At 48.1% G+C, this 20420-nt stretch carries 10 protein-coding genes; all 10 read right to left on the reverse strand.

The features are described 5' to 3' along the window. Positions 1–132 precede the first annotated feature (132 nt). The 10 genes from MHB49_RS28425 to MHB49_RS28470 all read right to left on the reverse strand — a co-directional run bounded on the left by MHB49_RS28425 (position 133) and on the right by MHB49_RS28470 (position 20347). A complete protein-coding gene (locus tag MHB49_RS28425; protein WP_405153855.1) occupies positions 133–2955 on the reverse strand; it encodes an alpha-mannosidase in 2823 nt (940 codons plus the stop codon). A 4-nt stretch (positions 2956–2959) separates the two neighbouring features. Next, positions 2960–6133, reverse strand: a complete 3174-nt coding sequence (locus MHB49_RS28430) for a beta-galactosidase (protein ID WP_405153856.1) — start codon at positions 6131–6133, stop codon at positions 2960–2962. After that, complete coding sequence (locus tag MHB49_RS28435) at positions 6130–7449, reverse strand: glycoside hydrolase family 125 protein (protein ID WP_405153857.1); 1320 nt, start codon at positions 7447–7449, stop codon at positions 6130–6132. The genes MHB49_RS28430 and MHB49_RS28435 overlap by 4 nt, the downstream gene beginning before the upstream one ends. Positions 7450–7738: 289 nt before the next feature. Continuing rightward, a complete protein-coding gene (locus tag MHB49_RS28440; RefSeq protein WP_405153858.1) occupies positions 7739–10918 on the reverse strand; it encodes an alpha-mannosidase in 3180 nt (1059 codons plus the stop codon). A 4-nt stretch (positions 10919–10922) separates the two neighbouring features. Beyond that, the gene (locus tag MHB49_RS28445) at positions 10923–13268 is read right to left on the reverse strand and encodes a glycoside hydrolase family 3 N-terminal domain-containing protein (protein ID WP_405153859.1); all 2346 of its coding nucleotides are present in this window, start codon (positions 13266–13268) and stop codon (positions 10923–10925) included. 34 nt (positions 13269–13302) lie between these two features. Then, positions 13303–14157, reverse strand: coding sequence for a carbohydrate ABC transporter permease (locus MHB49_RS28450; protein WP_205525065.1), 855 nt, complete (start codon positions 14155–14157; stop codon positions 13303–13305). Between the two features lie 84 nt (positions 14158–14241). Continuing rightward, complete coding sequence (locus MHB49_RS28455; RefSeq protein ID WP_247899245.1) at positions 14242–15171, reverse strand: sugar ABC transporter permease; 930 nt, start codon at positions 15169–15171, stop codon at positions 14242–14244. Between the two features lie 75 nt (positions 15172–15246). Beyond that, complete coding sequence (locus MHB49_RS28460; RefSeq protein WP_405153860.1) at positions 15247–16719, reverse strand: ABC transporter substrate-binding protein; 1473 nt, start codon at positions 16717–16719, stop codon at positions 15247–15249. Positions 16720–17001: 282 nt separating this feature from the next. Beyond that, entirely contained in the window at positions 17002–18516 is a 1515-nt protein-coding gene (locus MHB49_RS28465; RefSeq protein WP_405153861.1) for a response regulator, read from the reverse strand. Between the two features lies 1 nt (position 18517). Then, the gene (locus MHB49_RS28470) at positions 18518–20347 is read right to left on the reverse strand and encodes a sensor histidine kinase (protein ID WP_405153862.1); all 1830 of its coding nucleotides are present in this window, start codon (positions 20345–20347) and stop codon (positions 18518–18520) included. Between the last annotated feature and the right edge of the window lie 73 nt (positions 20348–20420).

Below are 20420 nucleotides of genomic sequence, written 5' to 3' on the forward strand. Positions count from 1 at the left end.
ACTGTTCATTCTATATAAACTTGAGGAATAACTCAACATGTTCAGCTGGAAAAAGCATTATCCATTCCATGACAGTACGCAGAACTTCGGTTAGACACTACACAAAGAATTGATCCGATCACGCTTGGAAAATTAACGGCGTAACCCCACCGTAACAATCTCACAAGGTCCCGCTTGAAGAGCCCATTCTTTGCTGATCAAGGCAGTGGAAGATTCATTTATCATTGAAGCATTCAGTTTGCCTGTCTCTTCTTCCAGAATGTTGCTCTGGTATGCATCTTCCAATGCTTGCGGGATGGACTCAGAAGCAGCAAACTTCAACTCAGTTGTATTGGATCTCATATTGTACCAACGCAACATCAGATCACCCGAATCCTCGTTCACCTTCAGTGAAGAAAACGCAAGACCGTCCCCTTGCCACTCAAACGGTGTGTTGCTTGGCGTCAGGAATCCCGGGTGTACGTTCGTCTGAGTCAAAGTCCATGGAATCTGGAACTGGTAAGCTTCAATGTACGCTCCGGATGTTGCTCCGTTCCCGTCATGAGGGATAATCTCCAACTGGAAGGAATGTTCGCCAAGGCACTGAGCTTCCGGTGTCGGGAACAGTCCCCAGTCTCCAAGCTCTCCTACAGCACGAAGCAATGTCACAGCAATCGTATTCCGTCCATCCTTAAGCACCTCATATTCATTCAGACCCAGATTAGCTACAACCAATCCAGCCTGATCCTCGCTCACATCAACAAAACTTTGCTGATGCTGGGTATTGCTCGGATTCTGCCATTCCGGTGCAGGGGTATTATCACGAGTAGCAACTTCGAACATCGAGTCCACGTGATGAACAGCCGCTGTCAGATCTGTCGGAAAGAGTGCCCGTACCCGATGATCCTTCGCCTGATTGTTAAAGGTTGTTTCGAGCTTGATACCTTTTCCACTGCGGCTTAACGACACAATGGTTCGGATCTTGAGCGTAACCATTTGTTTGGAACGTTGAGCTTTACGATGTGGGTAATAGATGAGTTCACGCTGCTCACGATCGAGCGTTTCGTCAGCGGATTCAGGAATCTCCCAATGATGAACAATTTCGTACGAAGCTCTGTAAGGCGCATCTTCAATCACACGAATTTCTGCCCGAATATCCTTCGTCGTCAATGCCACTTCATTCTCCGGCTGCTTGAACATGTACTCATTGCCGATATCACCGACATTTTCATACACGCCAAGATCCTTATACGTCCGGCCTGTCCGTTTATCCGTGAGTGCCAAAGACCCGTTGTCTGCAATATTTACGATAAAATATTCATTTTCCATGCCACGTTCACCACGCAGCAGTGTAGTTGAAGTCGCATCAGTACCTACAGACGTTTCAGCAACAGCATTTGAATTACTCGCAGCATTGCTGTCCATACGAACCAAGGCATACGTCTTCAGACCAAGTGCAGGCACGTTCCCTGCTTCAAACGTAATGCTCACCCGACGGCAGCTATATGGCTGACGGAATCGATCATCCGGAAGATCATAGCCGAATGATAGCCCCAGATCCTCTACCGTACATGGAACCGGCTTGCCTTCTTCATCCACCAATTTACGACCTGACAGGTCAATGGCGTTCATTTTGGCTGCCATATCTTCCAATGAGAAACCGTCGCGGAAGTACAAACGGGCCGCATCCAGTTCAATCTGAACCACACCGCTGCGCTCCCATCCCGATGTGTTAAACACAACCACAGGACGTGCTTCTTCACCATATCGTTCAAAGGTTGACGTATCGACCGCTGCGGCAATTTGGGTGGTGCTATCTTCAATCAGGGCCTCAGCGACATGACGGCTCTTATCAAACCGTGTGACCATCTCGCGATGCACCTCGTCTACGCTACAACCACATATGCTGTCATGCGGATGATTCTGCATCAACGTTTTCCATGCATAGGTAAATTGATCATGCGGATATGGATGACCCAGCAGATGCGCGAACGAAGCCAGTGGTTCAGCCACCTTTTCCAACATGGCTTGGCCCAGCTGGTTCATCTGTTTCAGATAAACGCGTGCCGAAGCCGTGTTCACCAAGGTTCCCCAGCCATCGGTACGCTGGCTGCGCAGCTCTCCTTTTACAACAGACAGCTCCTGAACCGCAGATTCTTTCAATGCTGACAGGTAGTCCGGAAAGTTGGAGTGAACAAACTCGATTTCGGGATGCAATTGTTCAGCCATTTGAATGGCTTCAGGCAGATCTTTCTGAATAGGCTGATGATCGCATCCGTTCATGTACAGCAATTCATTGGTCGATGCATATTTCTCCGCATCTGCAAGCTTGGTCTCCCAGAACTTGCGGGCCGAAGCTTCGTCCACCGGAACCTCATTCCCGTTGGAGTACCAGTTGGCAAATAAAACACCAAGCACTTTCGATCCATCCGGACCTTCCCACATCAGCTCTGAAAAACTGGATTCGTATCCAGCGTCTGACACCGTGTTATTGAAGCCTGTTGGCTTCACGCCTCGCCCGAAGAAGACATTATCGATACCCGATTGCAGCATAAGCTGTGGTGTCTGTCCCACCAGTCCAAAGGTATCTGGGAAGTATCCAATCTTGGAAGGTGTTCCATATCGTTTGGCATCCCGATGTCCGACCTGCATATTACGTACATTCGCTTCACCACTGGTCAGGAAGGCATCCTGCAAAATATACCATGGTCCAATGACAATTCGTCCATCACGAATATGTTTCTCCAGCCGTTCCTTCTGCTCAGGTCGAACCTGGAGATAGTCGTCAATGATGATTGTTTGTCCGTCCAGATAAAAGCTTTTGAAATCAGGGCCCTGATCGAGCTGATCCAGTAATGAATCCACCAGCTGCACCAATCTCATATGGTGTTTCTCATACGGAAGATACCATTCCCGATCCCAGTGCGTATGAGAAATAATATGCGCTCTTTTCGATTTGCTTGTTGGTTTGGTCATTGTATTATTCCCCCTCTACCTCTTGTTGTACAATCTCTACTTCATCCGGACGATATACGGCTTGCAGCTGTCCGGCAGCATCTGTGGCAAACAGCACAGAGCGATTTTTCTCCAACAGGAACGTATACAGAACCCCGGTCCGCTTATCTCTGACTTTCACCTCATGATCCCAAGCGAACTCTGATACAAATACGTACAGATTTCCTTTCGGGAAGCAAAGCTTCCGGCCGTAGATTCCTGCAAGGTCACCGCCAGATATCCATTCCAGTTCATTCTCAATGCCAGCCACTTCTGACGCATATCGATACAGGTCAGCCAGCGGCTCATCCCGGCCGTTCAGCTCCAGCGGCAGCGGGCTCCAGATCAACTTGCCTTTGTCTAATGGCATTACTACTACTTCATCAGGTGTATGATTCTCTGTATGAAGCAACGATTCCTTCGCCACCTCGGCAATCCGGCGACGACCATACGTGACGCGGTGATTCACCCCGTTAATATTCAGCATTTCTTCTCGTTGTACGTTGCCCAGACTGCGCTGGCCGACAAGATGATCTGCCCGATCACTTCTCTTCCAATAAGCATCCAACCCGAGCGGCCCAGTGATAAGCAGCGTTGCTCCTTCATTTTCCGCGAAGTTCAGCAGCTCGCTTAACGCATTGCTGTCCATGTTGTGCGGACTCGGAACCATGATCAGCTTCGGTGGTTGCTGCTTCAACGCTTCCAGATGATACTCGGATACAGCCCGGAATGGCTGCTTCAGCTCATAAGCCATCACACGGGTCAACTTTGTGGTTGCATCGTAGGCCAGGGCACGGTTCGAGAAGTCGTTGGAATACGGGAAGACCACTGCAACTTCCTCCAGCTCACGATCAGTAAACAGGTCTCGAATTTGTTCCATAAATCGTCCATAGTCATAAGACACATCAGCCTCTGGTTTTTCCGTACCGTCCGCCCGCAGCGCCCCGATATGAGATTCATTGGCATTATCCATGTAGAAGTTCGTATTCCATATCCACTGCACAGCTCCGGCACCACCCGTCGAGAAGGCATAGGCGTATTTGCGCTCCAGAATGCTGTGAAGCTCTTCCTCTGTGCGTTTAGCCCGTCCATCCGGAGTTTCCACATACATGATGCCTGTCTCCTGAATGAGATTCGGTTTATGTGGTGTTTTCGCAAAAATGCCGTCCCAGATCAGGTCATCGTTGAGCCACCAGGAATGCACGGTTGTATAATCCACTTCCTGTTCATAGAAGAACGGCGACGGCCGCTGTGCCCCAAGAGCTTCATCCTGTCCCACGGTAACCAGATGATCAGGAACGAGATCCTTGATCGTGCCTACAAGTTCTCTAGCCCAAACGTTATGCATCTCCATCGAGAAGAGACAGTAATCCAGCCATCTTGTACCTTTTTTAGCCTTGTGCATGTCCTGTACATCGAAATTGATCTCTTCCGGTTCTGGAATGAGTGCTGCGGTAAAGTCCGGGAGCTGTTTAGGTGACATGTTCCATGCCTCCTGCAGCGCTTCAATCGTCTGATGCCGCTGCTGAAGCCACTCGATAAACGCCTGCTGCTCATATGAATCTCTTGCCGAACGTGGCCCATCAGAGAATATGCGCACAGGATCAAACATCGACGGTTCATTAATCAAGTCCCAGTCCACATGTGTGGAATGTCTGTGACGACTAACAATGCTGCGGATGAAGCGTTTCTGTGCATCTACGCTCTGCGGGTCCAGATACGGATTCGTTCCTTCCCACGTCTCAGGTGTAAAGGAGAAAAAGGTGAATGTTACTTGAAGGCCATGCCGTTTGGCCGTTAACAGGAACGCATCAATGGCGCGCAGTACATCCTCGGACATGTGACCATCCACCTGCATCATGTTGCGATAGGCCGTCCAAATTCCGGTCCGAATCCAGTTAATACCGGCTTTCGCCATCTGTGCCATATCCCGATCCCAAACATCCGCATTGGGAAGGAACAGGAATTTCCGTGCCACGTCTGAGGTCATGTAGGTCATACCAACAACAGGCAGCGGACGACCGTCTTTGATAAAATAATCTCTGCTGCGTGTAATGACTTCTCCTTCTGCCAACAACGCTGCGTCCTGACCCCAGAAGCCCTGCCGCAGTATGCGAACTTCTCCATCAGGTGCCTGAGCACGACCGACGATTCGATACAGCCCGCTCTCGATTGAAACCGGAAGAAGAATACGTTCAAAACGCTGTTCGCCTGAAAGTTCCAGCTCCAGTTGATGATTCCATACCTTCTCTACCGTGCCGTTGGTGTGATTCTCCCGTTCAACCGTCAAATCAAACGTCCACACCTCAGGCTCACTTCTTCTGCTGCCTGCACGCTGTAGAATTTGGGTTTGGAGGATCAGTGAAACTCGTTCACCCGGTTCATAGGAAGCATAGTTCGGCTTCAGAGATAGCTCGGTCACACCTTTGGCGCAATACCGTGCCCAATTCACCATTTCGGCTGCTCCGTTCTGTTCCCAGAAGGTAGCTGTCAAAGGCAGATGCACAAACAGCCAGCGTGAACCGGCAAACGTACTGCGGGAGTTTTCCCACAATACGATCGGGGCAGCGATGCTGCGTCCATCCTTGCTGCGGCCTCGCAGCAAGGGAGAGATCTGCGTGCTCATCGGACCAGATGAACCCATCTGGTGTGGCAAATCGCTTGTTTTGGTTGTATGGGGGACCAGATTCCAGGTATCCGCACTCTCGAACAGTCCTTCTTTACCTGCAAGGAGTGGAATATCTTCTGATGAAGTTAGTTCATCCACTTTGGCTGCGGATACCTTTAACGCCTCATGAATATAAAGTTCCTGGTGATACGCCGTTTGTTCCGACTCGGTTACCCATGCCTCATTCTCTTTGCGTACAGGACGTTTGAAAGGTGCACCCCCGACACTGATCAGACTTCCGCCCTTATGAAGGAAAGCTGCAATTTCGGTCCACGCAGATTTAGGAAAATAAGGCGCATGAAGGTTCAAGAAACATCCCTCACCAGCCGAGTTGCCCAATGCCGAAGCCAATTCATCCGCGCCCACAACAATGATCTCTTCGGATGCTTTCCATTCTTCAAGAGCACCTTGCGTTGGCAAAGTGCCTTCCACCGGAAACGTTGGATCAGAGAAAATAATCAGTTTGGTTCCCTTCACCTGTGCGCTGCTCATAGCAGACCATCCTTCATGGATTTATAAACCAACTGGGAGAACAGGCTGTTGGACCAAGCAAACCATTTTCTCGTAAAAATCGTCGGATCATCGGCATGGAAACCTTCATGCATATATCCTGTATCCGCATCCGTTGCTTCCAGCATCCCAATGATTTCGAGCTTCTCTTCAGCAGACTGGGCCGTTAACCCCTGCATGGACAGACCCATATGCCAGATATAATCCGGCGGAGTGTGCGGGCTGCCGATTCCTTTGGCAACTTTACCCTCATAGTAGAACGGGTTTTCTTTGCTCAGCGCAAAACGTCTCGTATTCTGATAAATTGGATCATCCGCTGTGACGTAGCCAAGGTACGGAATGGACATCAGTCCCGGTGTACCCGCATCATCCATCAGGCAGTAGTTGCCGAAGCCATCGGTCTCATACGCATAGATCGGTCCGAATTCAGGATGTCGGTAAATACCATAAAGCTGAATACCATGATCTACTTCAGCTTCCAGATCCTTAAGTTCCTGTAGAAGTGCCATGTCACGGAATACCCACTCCGCAAACTCCTGCATCTGACGCAAGGCAACAACGGCAAACATATTGCCGGGAATGTTGTAGTGGAAATCACAAGCATCATCACTGGAACGGAATCCAGACCAGATCATGCCTGTATAATTGACAGGCATGCCTCGTCCATTATTGCGGATCGAATCCGTAGCAATGCCGTTATTGCGAGTAAAGCTGTATGGTGATTTCTCCATGTGATGCTGCTCCACCCGGAACAAATCCACGATTTTGAGCATTGCGGCTTTGAAGCTGGAATCAAAAATATCCGTCAATTCAGTTTCTTTCCAATATAAATAAGCCAGACGGATAACAAAGCACAGGGAGTCAATCTCGAATTTGCGCTCCCATACCCAAGGAGACATCTCAGTCACGTCGGTTGTGTTCCAGTGCCAATCATTCGCTGTCTCATTGAAGGCATTGGCATACGGATCAATATGAACATACTGGATATGGCGCTTGATCAGACCGCCAATGATCCGTTGCAGGTCTGCATCTTCCTTGGCAAATGGAATGTAATGCACCACTTGCTCCACGGAATCCCGCAGCCAGGAAGCCGGAATATCACCAGTGATGACAAAAGTTGTGCCGTCATCCATTAATTTCGTAGTTGTTTCAATCGTATTCGGAAAACAGTTCTTGAATAATTGAAGCAGCTTCGGTCGATGTGCCAGCTTCTGCTCCGCTTCTTCCATTACAGCCTGGATGGCTTGTGGCAATGCAACAGGTGGCATTGGTATTTTGGGTAATCTGAATTGTTCCATGAATGAGTGCACTCCTTAAACAAATTGAATGGTGTAGCTATTGAGGATGAAACAAAAAATTTACACGGGACCACTGCGCGGTCAGAAATATCCTCCGATCGCTGTTATCCCCAGATTTTTTGATTCCCTTTTCTAAAGGGTAAAATCCGGGGATAAAGGCGAAGCATATGCTTTCGATGCAGCTTTCTTTCAGAAAGCTTTTAGCTTCACTTCTTCGAATTCTTTCTGCCCTCTTCGTTATCGTGTAAATACGTTTACTCCTATATAGCTCAAAATATTTCAAAAAGGTTTACCGCAGTAGCACGGTTTGTATTTCGTAAGGTTTAAAAGATAATGTAATCTGGCCATTGGTATGGGCCAGTGGTTTGATCGGTTTTTCCAGAGCGTTGGAGTGATATGCTTGCTCAAAGGCATGCGGCCATTGTAATGTGATGCTTTCGCGTTTGCCTGATGACTCGTAGAAACGAAGTACGGTGCCGTGTCCATCCTCTGCCGGTTTGACCGTGTCCAGGATGACATGTTGGCTGTCGAAATTAATCCATGCTCCGGTTGCCTGACGTACAGGTCCCACAGTTGCAGTCGAATTTGCTCCAGTTCCTGCTTCAGCCCCTGCGCTCTGCTGTACTTGATGCCTCAATTGCATTTGTTCCACCTGATGCACAGGCACTTCATGATTCAATTCGGCTGCCTGACGTACCGTATGTGCACTTCTCCAGTCGCCTTCATGTGGATACAGGGAATAGGTGAAATCATGTTCTCCAATATCCGCAGTCCGGTCAGGCCATCTCGGTGCACGCAGCAAGGAAAGGCGAATCGTGCTTCCCTGTACGTCGTATCCATATTTGCAATCATTGAGCAGACTGACGCCATATCCGTGCTCGGCGACATCTGCGAAGCGGTGTCCGCACACTTCATACTGAGCCTGCTCCCAACTCGTGTTGCGATGGGTCGGACGCTCCAATGCACCGAATGGAATTTCATAGGTTGCTTTGGAAGTCGTTACATCGATCGGGAAGCCTACTTTGAGCAATTTATGATCTTCATTCCAGCTCACATGAGTCTTGAAATCGATCCGTCGATTGTCATGATAGAATATAACGTCCTGTGTGATTTCCGATTGATGAATCTTCCAGCGGAAGCGAAGTACATCCTTCGTAGTACCCGCCAGAACCAGCCTCTTCTCCAAGAGCTCCACTTCTCCAGCAACCTGAGCCTCATAACGACTGTCGATATCCCAGGCATCCCAGAGCGTTGGACGGTCATGGAAAAAGTGAAATTGATTGCCTTGTTCACCCGGCTTCAGAATCTCGCGTTCTGCTGTCTTGTCCCACAAGCGGGATATCTCGCCACGATCATTGAACTGTACCTGATAGAACGCGGTTTCCCATGTATCTTTAAATTTCTTTTGCCCGGCAATGCTCGCCATTGCCCGTACATTCGTTTCCCTTGCATTTTCCGGTACAAGCCAAATCGTCTTATGCCCAAATGCTGGAATGTCCGTTACCAGAACCGAGATTTGGCTATCTTCCCGATCCATTCGCAAACGATGACCTTCTTCATCGATGACGTAACGATCCAATCCGTCGTGCATTGGAAGTTGAACAACTTCACTTCGATTCCAACCAAGGCTGTTGAACACAACATAAGGAACAGAACCCTCTGGCCCCTGCGTGTTAATCTCCTTCGTCAATGCCGCAATCCCTTGATTCAAGCCTGCTCTACCTAACTCAAATACCCGAACATACTCTTCATCCGAAGTGACATAGGATTCCGTAATAGCTGAACCAGGGATAATATCATGGAATTGATTCAGCAAAATCAGCTTCCATCCATCATGGAGGGAAGTGCGTACTTCCACTTCCTGCTGTGCATCCATATTTGAAAGCGCAAGGGTATTCCAGAGCTCCGCTTCACGATAAAGCACTTCAGCCTTCCGGTTGTTGCGCTTATTGCGGCCATGGGTCGTATAGGTACCCCGGTGAAGCTCCAAATACAAGTCGCCATGCCACTTCGGAAGATCAGGCTGCGCCTTCTCGATTCCGTCAAAAAAGGCTCCGGCGGTACTATAACCATTCTTCGGTTGGCCCACCATTAACTCCGAACGATCCACGTACTCCAACATCTCTCGCGTCACTCCGCCGCCACCATCACCATGCCCGTACAGAAGCATATGCTCAGGATGTGCCGCCTTCTCACGGTAAGACTGCCAATGATCATGAATGTCCTTCGGCAGCGTATGCTCGTTAACACCATGATTGAGATAAGACAGGATGGACGTGCCATCAATGCCTACCCAGTGGAAAAGATCATATGGAAACACGTTTGTATCATTCCATCCGAGCTTGGTCGTCATGAAGTACTCGACATTACCATGCTTCAAAATCTGAGGCAGGGAAGCACAATAACCAAATGTATCAGGCAGCCATTCAATCTGTGATGTTTTGCCGAACTCCTCCATATAGAAGCGTTGACCATATAACATCTGACGAATCAGGGATTCCCCGCTCGGAATGTTCAGATCCGGCTCAACCCACATACCGCCAACCAGTTCCCAGCGTCCTTCAGCAATGCGTTTCTTCACCCGTTCATACAGCTCGGGATCATGTTCCTTCAGAAAAGCATATAACAAAGGCTGACTCTGGGAATAAACATAATCGGGATATTCATTCATCAGTGCATCCACCGTGGAGAATGTACGACTGGTCTTGCGCACCGTCTCACGTACAGGCCACAGCCAGGCAATATCGATGTGCGATTGCCCCACCATATGCTCCAAGCCTTCGGCGTTTCCACCAATCTCTCGCACTTCATGGATCAATCTTTCTTCGATGCTGAGGATGTCATTCCCCTGCTTGACAGCCTCTTCTGTTAAACTCACAAATTGGTCCATCGCCCGATAGATCGCTTCCAGCAGGCGTACACGGCGGAAATCACTTTCCGGCAGCAGCACCGCGGAATCACGCACAATCGTGACCGTGTACATCAGGCTGCGGACTGGTTTATTCGGTCGAACCAACAAACTGCTGATGGATGTAATCGGTGGTTGAATAACCGCCTGCTGATTCAATGGATCAACAGGCTCAGGCACCGGATCAAATAACTCAATCTCTAGCTCAGGCTGTCCCCCTATTTTGGAAGGATCGAGCGTTACATACGTATGATTACGATCCAGCCCCTGATAGGAATGTCCATTGACCCGAAGCAAGCCTTCCCCACCGGATTCAAATACAAGTCCGTATGGCTCCTGCTGCCAGGATGCTGGCACTTCCAGACGTGTACGGAAGAAATAAGTCGTTCCCTGATCACTCGGAAAACGATTCAACCCTTCACCTTCTGGATAAGCCTTTTGATCCTCGTATTGTCCTGGTACTTTATAATAAGCGCGGGTGATGTTCCAGCTGCGCAGCTCCATTTGCTCCAACCACTGACGTTCAGATAACTCGCGAATAAATCGTCTGATGCGTTCCATTTCCTTACGCCTCCTCTACCGTCAACTCGGCAAACTGCGTATCGTTCACATGGCTTCCGATATGAATATGGAATAGTCCTGGCTCAACGACAGGCTTGAGATCACGTCCGACATATTGCAGCTGTTCCGCTGCAATATGGAAGGTTACCGTCTGCGTCTCTCCGGGTTCCAAATTAACTTTAGCAAATCCCTTCAGCTCCTTGGCTGGACGAGCCACTCGGCTGACCACATCGGATACGTACATCTGAATGACTTCTGCACCTCTGCAGGCCCCTGTATTGGTGACATCCACGGATACAGTAACCGTCTCGTCTGCTGTCATTGATGCTGTACTCAGCTTCGGTTCGCTGTAATCAAACGTAGTATAGCTAAGCCCATATCCGAATGGATAGCGAGGCTCCAAATCCTCCTCCAAATATCGCTTGCCGCGCGAACGTTTGCCATTGTAGTAGATCGGTAATTGACCTACATGCTTCGGAATGGAGATTGTCAGTTTACCGGACGGACTCACATCGCCGAACAAAATGTCTGCAATGGCATGTCCGCCTTCTTGGCCTGGATACCATGCTTCGAGAATGGCATCGGCGTGTTCATCCACCCAAGGCTCGGTGATTGGACGACCGTTGATATAAACAATGACAAGTGTTTTGCCAAGCTTGTGAATCTCCTGAATCAGCTCCAACTGAACTCCGGCGAGTCCAAGCGTCATGCGGTCAATGCCTTCTCCACATTCCATGTCATTCCATGAGTTATCGGACACATTGGAAGCGCCTGTCTTCAGATCAATCGTTCCTTCACCAAAATCACGGGCACTCGAGCCGCCAACGACCATAATGACCGTATCGGCCTGCCGCGCTGTTTCTATCGCATGCTCGAACCCTTCTCTGGAATCGCCTTTGATACGGCAACCCGGAGCATATAGCACTTGGCCTTCATCATTCAAATGAGCATCTGAACCTTCCTCCATGTGCCCACTATGACTAACGGCAAGCTTACTGCGGATGCCATCCAGCACCGTAGCCACTTTGGACTTCGGTTGGGGGGATGTATAATCGCCCAACTGGTTGTAGGCTTGGTCCGCATTAGGACCAATGACAGCAATTCGGCCCGCTGTTGCCGTCGACAGAGGTAACGTTGCAGCTTCATTTTTGAGCAGGACCACACCTTCTGCAGCCAATTGGCGTGCCAGTTGAATATGCTCTTCACTGCCAATGACTTTTGCAGCTCGATCGGCATCCACATAAGGCTGCTCGAATAATCCCAGCTTGAATTTCAGTGCCAGCACACGGCGGACAGCCTGATCCAGTACATGCATTTCAAGTTTTCCTTCCGAGATCGCCTGCACCAGATATTGTCCAAACATCTCACCGGACATTTCCATATCAATCCCAGCCTGAATGGCCTGTACGGATGCTTCCAATCCATCTGCCGCCACATCATGCCCACTTGCGAGCATGTTGATGGCACCGCAGTCCGTAATTACCAGACCGTCAAAGCCCCAGTCCTTTCGCAGAACATCATCCAGCAGTTCCGTATTAACCGTGCAAGGGATACCGTCGATTTCGTTATATGCCGGCATAATGGATTGAGCGCCTGCTTCAACCGCTTTGCGGAATGGATACAGATCTACTTCCAGCAGTTCACGCCAGCCCATATGCACCGGTCCCGCATTGCGTCCACCTTCCGAGCTGCCATAACCGACAAAGTGTTTCAGGGTTGCCGCTACCGCATCCTCTTGGTCCAAACGCTCACCCTGAAGTCCCTGCACGGAAGCAACAGCTAGCTCACCAATGAGATACGGGTCTTCACCAAAGCACTCCTCGGTACGCCCCCAGCGTGGATCTCGTACAACATCCAGCACCGGAGAATACGTTACCGCACCACCTTGAGCACGCGTCTCGCGAGCAACCGCCCGGCACATATCACGGTACAGATCCACGTTCCATGTACTTCCCAAGAGCAGGGGGACCGGATAAACTGTACCGTCAATCGCCATATGTCCGTGTGAGCATTCCTCTCCGATCAGAATGGGAATCCCCAGTCTGGAATGCTCTACAGCATGACGCTGAATGAGGTTTACGGCTTCAGCCCCTTCTCTGGCGGACAGTCCATTTTCAAGCGTAACACCCGTCCATGGATCTGCACGAAGCGCACCGTACAGGGAGCCTACGCCCCCGTTTTCCACTTGTTCTTTAAAGGATTCATTCAGCGAGATGTTCCCCTGATCATTTGTATATGTCTGCCAGCCAAAAGGCTGGATCAGTTGACCCGCCTTTTCCTCCGTGGTCATTAAGCTCAGCAGATGTTCTACTCGCTCTTCCACGGTTTTGCTTTTATCCTTGTATATCATCCTTCGATACCTCCACCCTATAGAAGTGATTCGGTTACTCTTTGACAGCTCCGACCGTCAGACCTTGTACAAAGTAACGCTGGAAGAACGGATAAGCGAAAATAATCGGTAATGTGGCGAGAACCACCATAGCCATCCGTGAAGTATCCTGCGGAATGGATTGCATCGCCGCCAGACTCATCGAGCTGTTCGCCGAGTTCTGCTGAATGAACTGGATGCTGGACTCGATCCGCATCAGCATGGATTGCAATGGTACAAGGTTAGGATTATCGATATATAACAGCGCATTGAACCAATCGTTCCAATAACCGAGCGTGCTGAACAGTCCGATTGTCGCCAGCCCTGGCAGCGATAATGGAATGACAATTTTCATAAACGTATAGAATTCTCCAGCTCCATCAATTTTCGCGGATTCTATGACCGCATCCGGCACACTAGTTGAATAGAACGTACGCAGGATCATGATATAGAAGGCATTCATTGCGAGCGGCAAAACCAATGCCCATATGCTATCTTTTAAATGAAGAAGTTGGGACACGACCATATAGGTCGGAATCATCCCGCCGTTAAACAACATGGTCAGTATGGCAAATATGGAGAAAAATCTCCGATAACGGAAGCTCTTGCGGGATATCGCATAAGCATACAGTGACATGAGGATCAGACTGATGATGGTACCCAGTACCGTCACCAAAATGGTTACCCCATAAGCACGCAGCAGCGTGTCTCCACTCTGCCACACAAACTGATAGGCTGCGAGACTCCATTCCTTCGGAATCAGTCGATATCCGTCACGGGCCAGTGCTTTCTCGTCCGTGAACGAGATGATCACTACAAACACGAAAGGAAATACACAGATTAAAGCGAATAGTCCGGCCAAAATATTCATAATGACGTTCCAGCCATTGGATACATGATGGAAGTCACGTTTTTTTACGATTTGAGCCACAGTGGTTCACTCCTTTCCCTTATCCTAGAATAGGCTGCTATCTTTATCGATTTTGCGCACAACATAATTGGAAATGATAACAAGCACGAAGCCTACAACGGATTGATACAATCCGGCAGCGGTACTCATACCGATCTCACCACTTGTTTTCAAGCCACGATATACATACGTATCAATAACATTCGTAACGGCATACAGCGTACCCGAATCCCTTGGAACCTGATAGAAGAGACCAAAGTCGGCATAGAAAATCCGTCCCACAGCCAGCAATGTCATAATAATAATGATGGGGGAGAGCAATGGAATCGTAATGTTCCGAATCTGCTGCCACTTATTGGCGCCATCGATCATTGCCGCCTCATACAGCGACTTATCAATCCCCAGAATGGAAGCGAGATAGACAATGCTGTTGTACCCGATCGTTTTCCACAAAGCTACGAACACCAGGATATACGGCCAATACTTCGCTTCTGAATACCATTGAATCGGTTCAACACCGAACCACCCAATAATCTGGTTCAACATCCCCCGGTCCATGCTCAGGAAGCTGAACGCGAAATAACCAACAATAACCCAGGATAGGAAATACGGCAGGAACATACCTGTTTGATACAATTTGGCCAATCGTTTATTGACCAGCTCCGAGAGCAGAATCGCCAAACCTACAGCGAATACCAGCCCCAGAAATATAATTGCGAGGTTATAAAAAAGCGTGTTTCGAGTAATAAGCCAAGCATCGTTGGTGCTGAACAGGAACTTAAAGTTATCCCAACCCACCCATTCGCTCTTCATCAGACTGGCCCAGAAGCCTTCGCGGCTGAAACGATATTGTTTGAATGCTGCTACTGTACCCACCAATGGCAAGTAGGAGAAGAAGAAGAACCAGATGGCGCCTGGCAGCACCATGAACAGCATGACTCGGTTTCTAATCAGATTTTTCAAAAATGCGGTCATATGGAGATCCTCCTTCAGGCTTGAATGAAAAAGGATCGGGCGCAACAAGCAGCGGCCCGATCCCTGAATTTACCCTTACTTATTTGCCGCTCTCCAGGCATCAAGCTGGGTTTGGGCTTCAGCCATCACTTTTTCAAGTCCGGCTTGATTGAACTTTTCAATCACTTGCTCCAAATTGTTCTCCGGGTCCAGCGTACCTGTCATCAATGCAGCCCAGTATTGCTCTTTGACATTCTGCACTGCTGTCAGTTCCGACGACACTTTGCTTGAGTCAAAGTTAAAGCTCAGAATTGGGGAATTTACACCCTCTGCATTAAATTTCTTGAACTCATCCCATTTGTTATCCGGGTCATTGTTGTTCAGATACAACAACATGTTGTTACCGAGGGAGTAAGAAGGCATATCGTAGTTCTTGGATTCAGCCAGATTTTCCATGTGCGTGTCATCCACTTTTTTGTAGTGAACGCCCTCAATACCGGAATCAACCATATTGCGCAGCACTGGATCTGTGTTCAGCAGGTTCAGGAACTCCATGGCTTTCTCCGGATACTCGGAGTTGGCTGAGATAGCCATGATCGAACCTTGTACAGATGTGTTAGTAATGATCGCGTCACTAGCTGGTGTGGAAACGACCGGGTATCCGTAGCTTGCTGACCACTGGTTGTCCGCGAGCGGTTGTGTCTGTGCACGATCCAGGAACCAGTTGCCTGATGTGGTCAGGTCATTGGTGGAGCCTGTTGTTGCTGCCTCTGGTGATACATAACCAGCTTTGTAGTATTTGCTCATCGTTTTGAGAGCTTCTTTCATTTCCGGAGTATCCAGAATGTTCACAATCTTGTAATCCGTCGTATCCAGTTTGATCGCCATTGGCAAGTTCTGAATGACATAGTCATAAGGCACATAAGGAACGAAGTTTTTATCCATTCCAAATGGAGTCACACTTGGCTCATTTTCCTTGATCGTTTTGAGCAGCGGCTCCAGGCTGTCTAACGAACGAACATTGGAGATGTCCATTTTGTATTTATCAAGCAGCGTTTTGTTGAAACGCCATACCTCTTGTTGAGGCAGCTCTTTGTTGGCTGGAATTCCGTAATTGTGTCCGTCTACTTTCGAACCACTCAGGAATGCAGGATCAATGGTTTTAATGAGATCCTGACCATATTTAGGGAGCAGGTCATCAAGCTCTAAGAATGCACCCTTTCTGGCATTTTGAACATAATCGAATCCGCCGGAAGAGGTGAACAGGATGTCCATTGGCTCGCCGGATGCTACGTTAACTTGCATCTTTTGCGGATAGTCACCCCAGTCAACCATTTTCATCGTTACTGTGGCATTAATTTTTTCTTTCGTGTACTTGCTGACTTCTTCCATCACTTTATTAACATCTTTCTGAGGGGTACCAATGGTGTACCAGATCAGCTCGACAGGAGCCTCTCCTGCTTCCCCTGATTCTGAAGCTTCCTTGCTTCCTCCACAGGCGCTAAGAACGAGTGTAACCGCCATCAACAATGCAAGTACGAGAGAAAAACTTTTTCTTTGTTTACTCATTTCCTTGATCCTCCCTTTTCGTGTTCCCTTAGACTCTATAATCTAACTGTTTTAACCTTATCGAATGAAAGCATTTTCAAAAAGAAGATAAACTTAATATTTCGAGGTACAAATTAAAGAGAAATTAGTACCGATTCATTAATTTGTACCTATTTGATTAAATCGCTTACACAAAAAAGACATGCTGAGTAACATTTGGCACCAACTCCATTGCATGCCCTCCTGTCCCCAGAATGTCTCATTTATTTCAGTCCACTGGTCCAATCGGTGATCCACTGGAAATTATCCAAAAACCTTAAAATCGGTTGGTGAAATTCCCACATACTTGCGAAACTGTTTATAGAAATATCCGGTCTCCCAGTACCCTACATTCCTTGCGATCTCATGCACTTTCAGATTCGAATTGCGCAGCTGTTCCTTGGCACGTTCAATCCGGTATTTGTTGATATATTCGGCAAAAGTCTCCCCCGTCTCCTTATGGAACAGTTGTCCCAAATATACCGGATGAAGATGATAGTGGGCACCCAGCAGCTTCAGGGAAAGTTCTTCTGCGTAATGTTTGTCAATATGTTGAAGTACCTGGTTAACAATTGGATTCTTTAAATCCTGAAGCAGGGACTGAATCGTCTCCGTACCAACCTGCTGTAACGCCTGCACGAGCTCATCAAAGGTTCCGCTGTCCAATACAAGGCGAAGGCCACGTTGGTAAATAGCCGATTCATCCGAATGTTTGATGCCCTCCAATTCCATCTTGAAGCGAATGACCACTTCCAATGCGATGTTCTGCAACTCAGCCGGAGTAACCCCGTCGCGGTGCTGTTCAAAATCGGCCCGAATTCGCTCCGCAAGCAGCTCTGCATTACGGGATAGAATGAGCTTCGCGTACTCCTTCCAATCGATCGAGAAGGAAGAAGCAGAGCTTCCACCCTTCTCCAATATGGCATGATCAATCACTTTAAGGTCGGGATAGATCATCACATACTGGAGCGCCTTTTTCGCCTCTTGATAGCTTGTCGGCGCATAGTGAAGTCCACGCATCAGACTTCCTACTCCAATCAGAACAGCAGGATGTGTTTCACACAGCGCAGCGGATAATGCCTGAAGGCACTCCATAAACTTCTCTTTCTCATCCTCGCCTGCATGCACATTGGCAACCATGACGATATCTCCATCGATGTCATGAAATACGTTCACATAGGACTTTTCCTTGAGCATACCCTCCACTCGCTCAAACATGCCGGATACTTCCCCTTTAGTGCGCAGTATAGCTACTGCAACATCAGGTGCATCCAGCGAAAGATTCAAGAACTGTGCACGTTCCTCGAATTCCGTAGCCGCGATTTGTCCTGTCAGCCATCGATGAAGGATGTTGTCTTTCAGAATCTGAACACCATACGCATCATCCGTTTGAGGAGACAACGCATGATCCAGCTTGGAAGCCGTATTGCGAAGCGTCGATTCCAGTTCTTCCACATTGATTGGTTTGAGAAGGTAATTTTCGATGCCCAGCTGCATGCCCTCTTTCAAATATTCAAACTCATTAAAACCACTTAGAATAATCACCTTGATGTCAGGCTGCAATTGCCTTGCTTCCCGAATCAGATCCAGACCATTCATGAATGGCATGGATATATCCGTGATCAGTATGTCCACAGGCTGCGCAGACAAGGCGTTTAATGCGGCCTGTCCATTGCCGGCATGGCTTACAATTTCCATATCAAACGACGACCAATCCAAAATATCGTACAATCCTTCAATGATGAACGGTTCATCATCCACAATAAATACCTTGTACATATTAAATAACTGTCCCTTCTGTATGAGGATAACGTACCTTGATCAGGGTTCCTTCTCCGAGTGTACTCTCAATCGTTATGCCGAATTCCGGTCCATACAGGAAACGCAAACGGGTGTGTACGCTGCGCAGTCCGAACATTTTACCCGACTCTTCCGGACGTTCCAGTTCTTCTAAAATTTCAGTCAGGCGCTCAGGCTCAATGCCTTTACCGTTATCTCTGACCTCTACCTGCAAAGCGTCGCCCAGTTCTTCCACAACGATCGTTAATTGATTATCCGAACGTTCAGTCTGAATGCCGTGCACCACATAGTTTTCAATAATCGGCTGCAGGGACAGCTTAACCACCGGATGCTGGTTATGCTCGGGGTCCAACTGAATTGTATACATGAAGATGTCCTTATAACGAATCCGGAACAACTCCAGATATAAGCGGCAAGCTTCCATCTCATCCTTCAGCGTATAATTTTTCTTCTGTTGAACAAGGCTCTTGAATAACACAGATAAACTATAGATCATCTCGCCGACATCTTTCGCTCCCTGCGATATGGCCCTCATCCGAATGACTTCAAGCGTGTTATAGAGAAAATGAGGATTAATCCGAGCCTGGAGTGCAACCAGTTCCGTCTCTTTTTGTTTAATCTCTGCCTTGTAGACGCGTTCAATATACTGATTAAGTTCATCCAGCATGTCGTTGAAACTATGCGAGATTTGTCCCAGCTCATCATCACGGGCATCATCGATGCGTGCTGTCAGGTTCCCATATTTAACTTTTTGGGTGAAACGAATGATTCTGCGGGTGCGTTTGGCAAAATTGATAATGAAAAACGCCGGGACCAGCACGGCAAACAGAATACATATAATGCTGATTGATACGATTGTATTGCGTGTACCTGCATAGGCTTCCGCCATCTCATCCACTGGAACCGTACCAACCACCACATATCCTTGATCCGCCGAGACAAATTTGTTCACATACATGTTCTTTTCCTTCTTCATTGAATCCATATCCGTCTGATCAAACAACGAATCGGCCACATTGATATACGGGTACTTTTTGCCGTAATAGTTACTGTTGGAATCGAACAATACCGTACCTTTGGCTGACAGCACCACAATTTCTCCCTTGAGATTGCTTTCATAACTGTCGAGAGCATTGCCAATGCCCGCAGAGTCAAAGAAAACGAGGAACTGTCCCAAATTTCGTAGGGTCTGTGTATTGTTGATGGGCACACGAATCGCATACAGCGCAGGGTCCCACTGATTTATTTCTTTGCGGATCCAATAGTTTGGTGCACTGATATTTGGTGTCTCCATCGCCATCACGTCAGGAATATAGGAATGGGCCACATTGGTGTTCAGCTTTCTAAACTGCTTATGTTGGTTGAAGGTAGACAGATCCTGCCGTTCTGCACTATATAACATCACTTGATTGATATCCGAATTGCGATCCATGATGTTCTGAAAATGTTTCAGTACATCCGCTGAGTAATCATCCTGATTCGCATAATAACCATTCGTCACATGCTGTACATATTCGGCGTACGTGTGATTCATCAAGTAGGTAATATTGGCTGACAGCGCCTCATTCTGATGCATGTCCCTTACCATGTTCTGCACCGATTCATACTGCTGATGAATATATCGGTCGACACTCTCCATGGCTGCCTTCTGAATCGCCAGCTCTCGGCGAATCGTAGCATCGGACACTGACAGGAAGATGATATAAGACAAGGTAATAATCGTTACAATCGAAATCAAGGAGAAGATGAACAGCATCTTCATAAACATATTATTTTGGAAGAAATTTTTGTAAACGCTAACAATTTTCAAATCGCAAGATCCCCCCGCTGCTGATTTCATGAGTAAATTATATCATCTGCCTTCTGACATTAACTTGTCACCT

Origin of the sequence: Paenibacillus sp. FSL K6-0108 (assembly GCF_045040695.1) — a bacterium.
GTDB classification, from domain to species: Bacteria; Bacillota; Bacilli; order Paenibacillales; family Paenibacillaceae; genus Paenibacillus; species Paenibacillus pabuli_B.

Coding starts and splice junctions, on each gene's coding strand:
- MHB49_RS28425 (WP_405153855.1), bottom strand. CDS start 2,955: ATGACCAAACCAACAAGCAAATCGAAAAGAGCGCATATTATTTCTCAT.
- MHB49_RS28430 (WP_405153856.1), bottom strand. CDS start 6,133: ATGAGCAGCGCACAGGTGAAGGGAACCAAACTGATTATTTTCTCTGAT.
- MHB49_RS28435 (WP_405153857.1), bottom strand. CDS start 7,449: ATGGAACAATTCAGATTACCCAAAATACCAATGCCACCTGTTGCATTG.
- MHB49_RS28440 (WP_405153858.1), bottom strand. CDS start 10,918: ATGGAACGCATCAGACGATTTATTCGCGAGTTATCTGAACGTCAGTGG.
- MHB49_RS28445 (WP_405153859.1), bottom strand. CDS start 13,268: ATGATATACAAGGATAAAAGCAAAACCGTGGAAGAGCGAGTAGAACAT.
- MHB49_RS28450 (WP_205525065.1), bottom strand. CDS start 14,157: ATGAATATTTTGGCCGGACTATTCGCTTTAATCTGTGTATTTCCTTTC.
- MHB49_RS28455 (WP_247899245.1), bottom strand. CDS start 15,171: ATGACCGCATTTTTGAAAAATCTGATTAGAAACCGAGTCATGCTGTTC.
- MHB49_RS28460 (WP_405153860.1), bottom strand. CDS start 16,719: ATGAGTAAACAAAGAAAAAGTTTTTCTCTCGTACTTGCATTGTTGATG.
- MHB49_RS28465 (WP_405153861.1), bottom strand. CDS start 18,516: ATGTACAAGGTATTTATTGTGGATGATGAACCGTTCATCATTGAAGGA.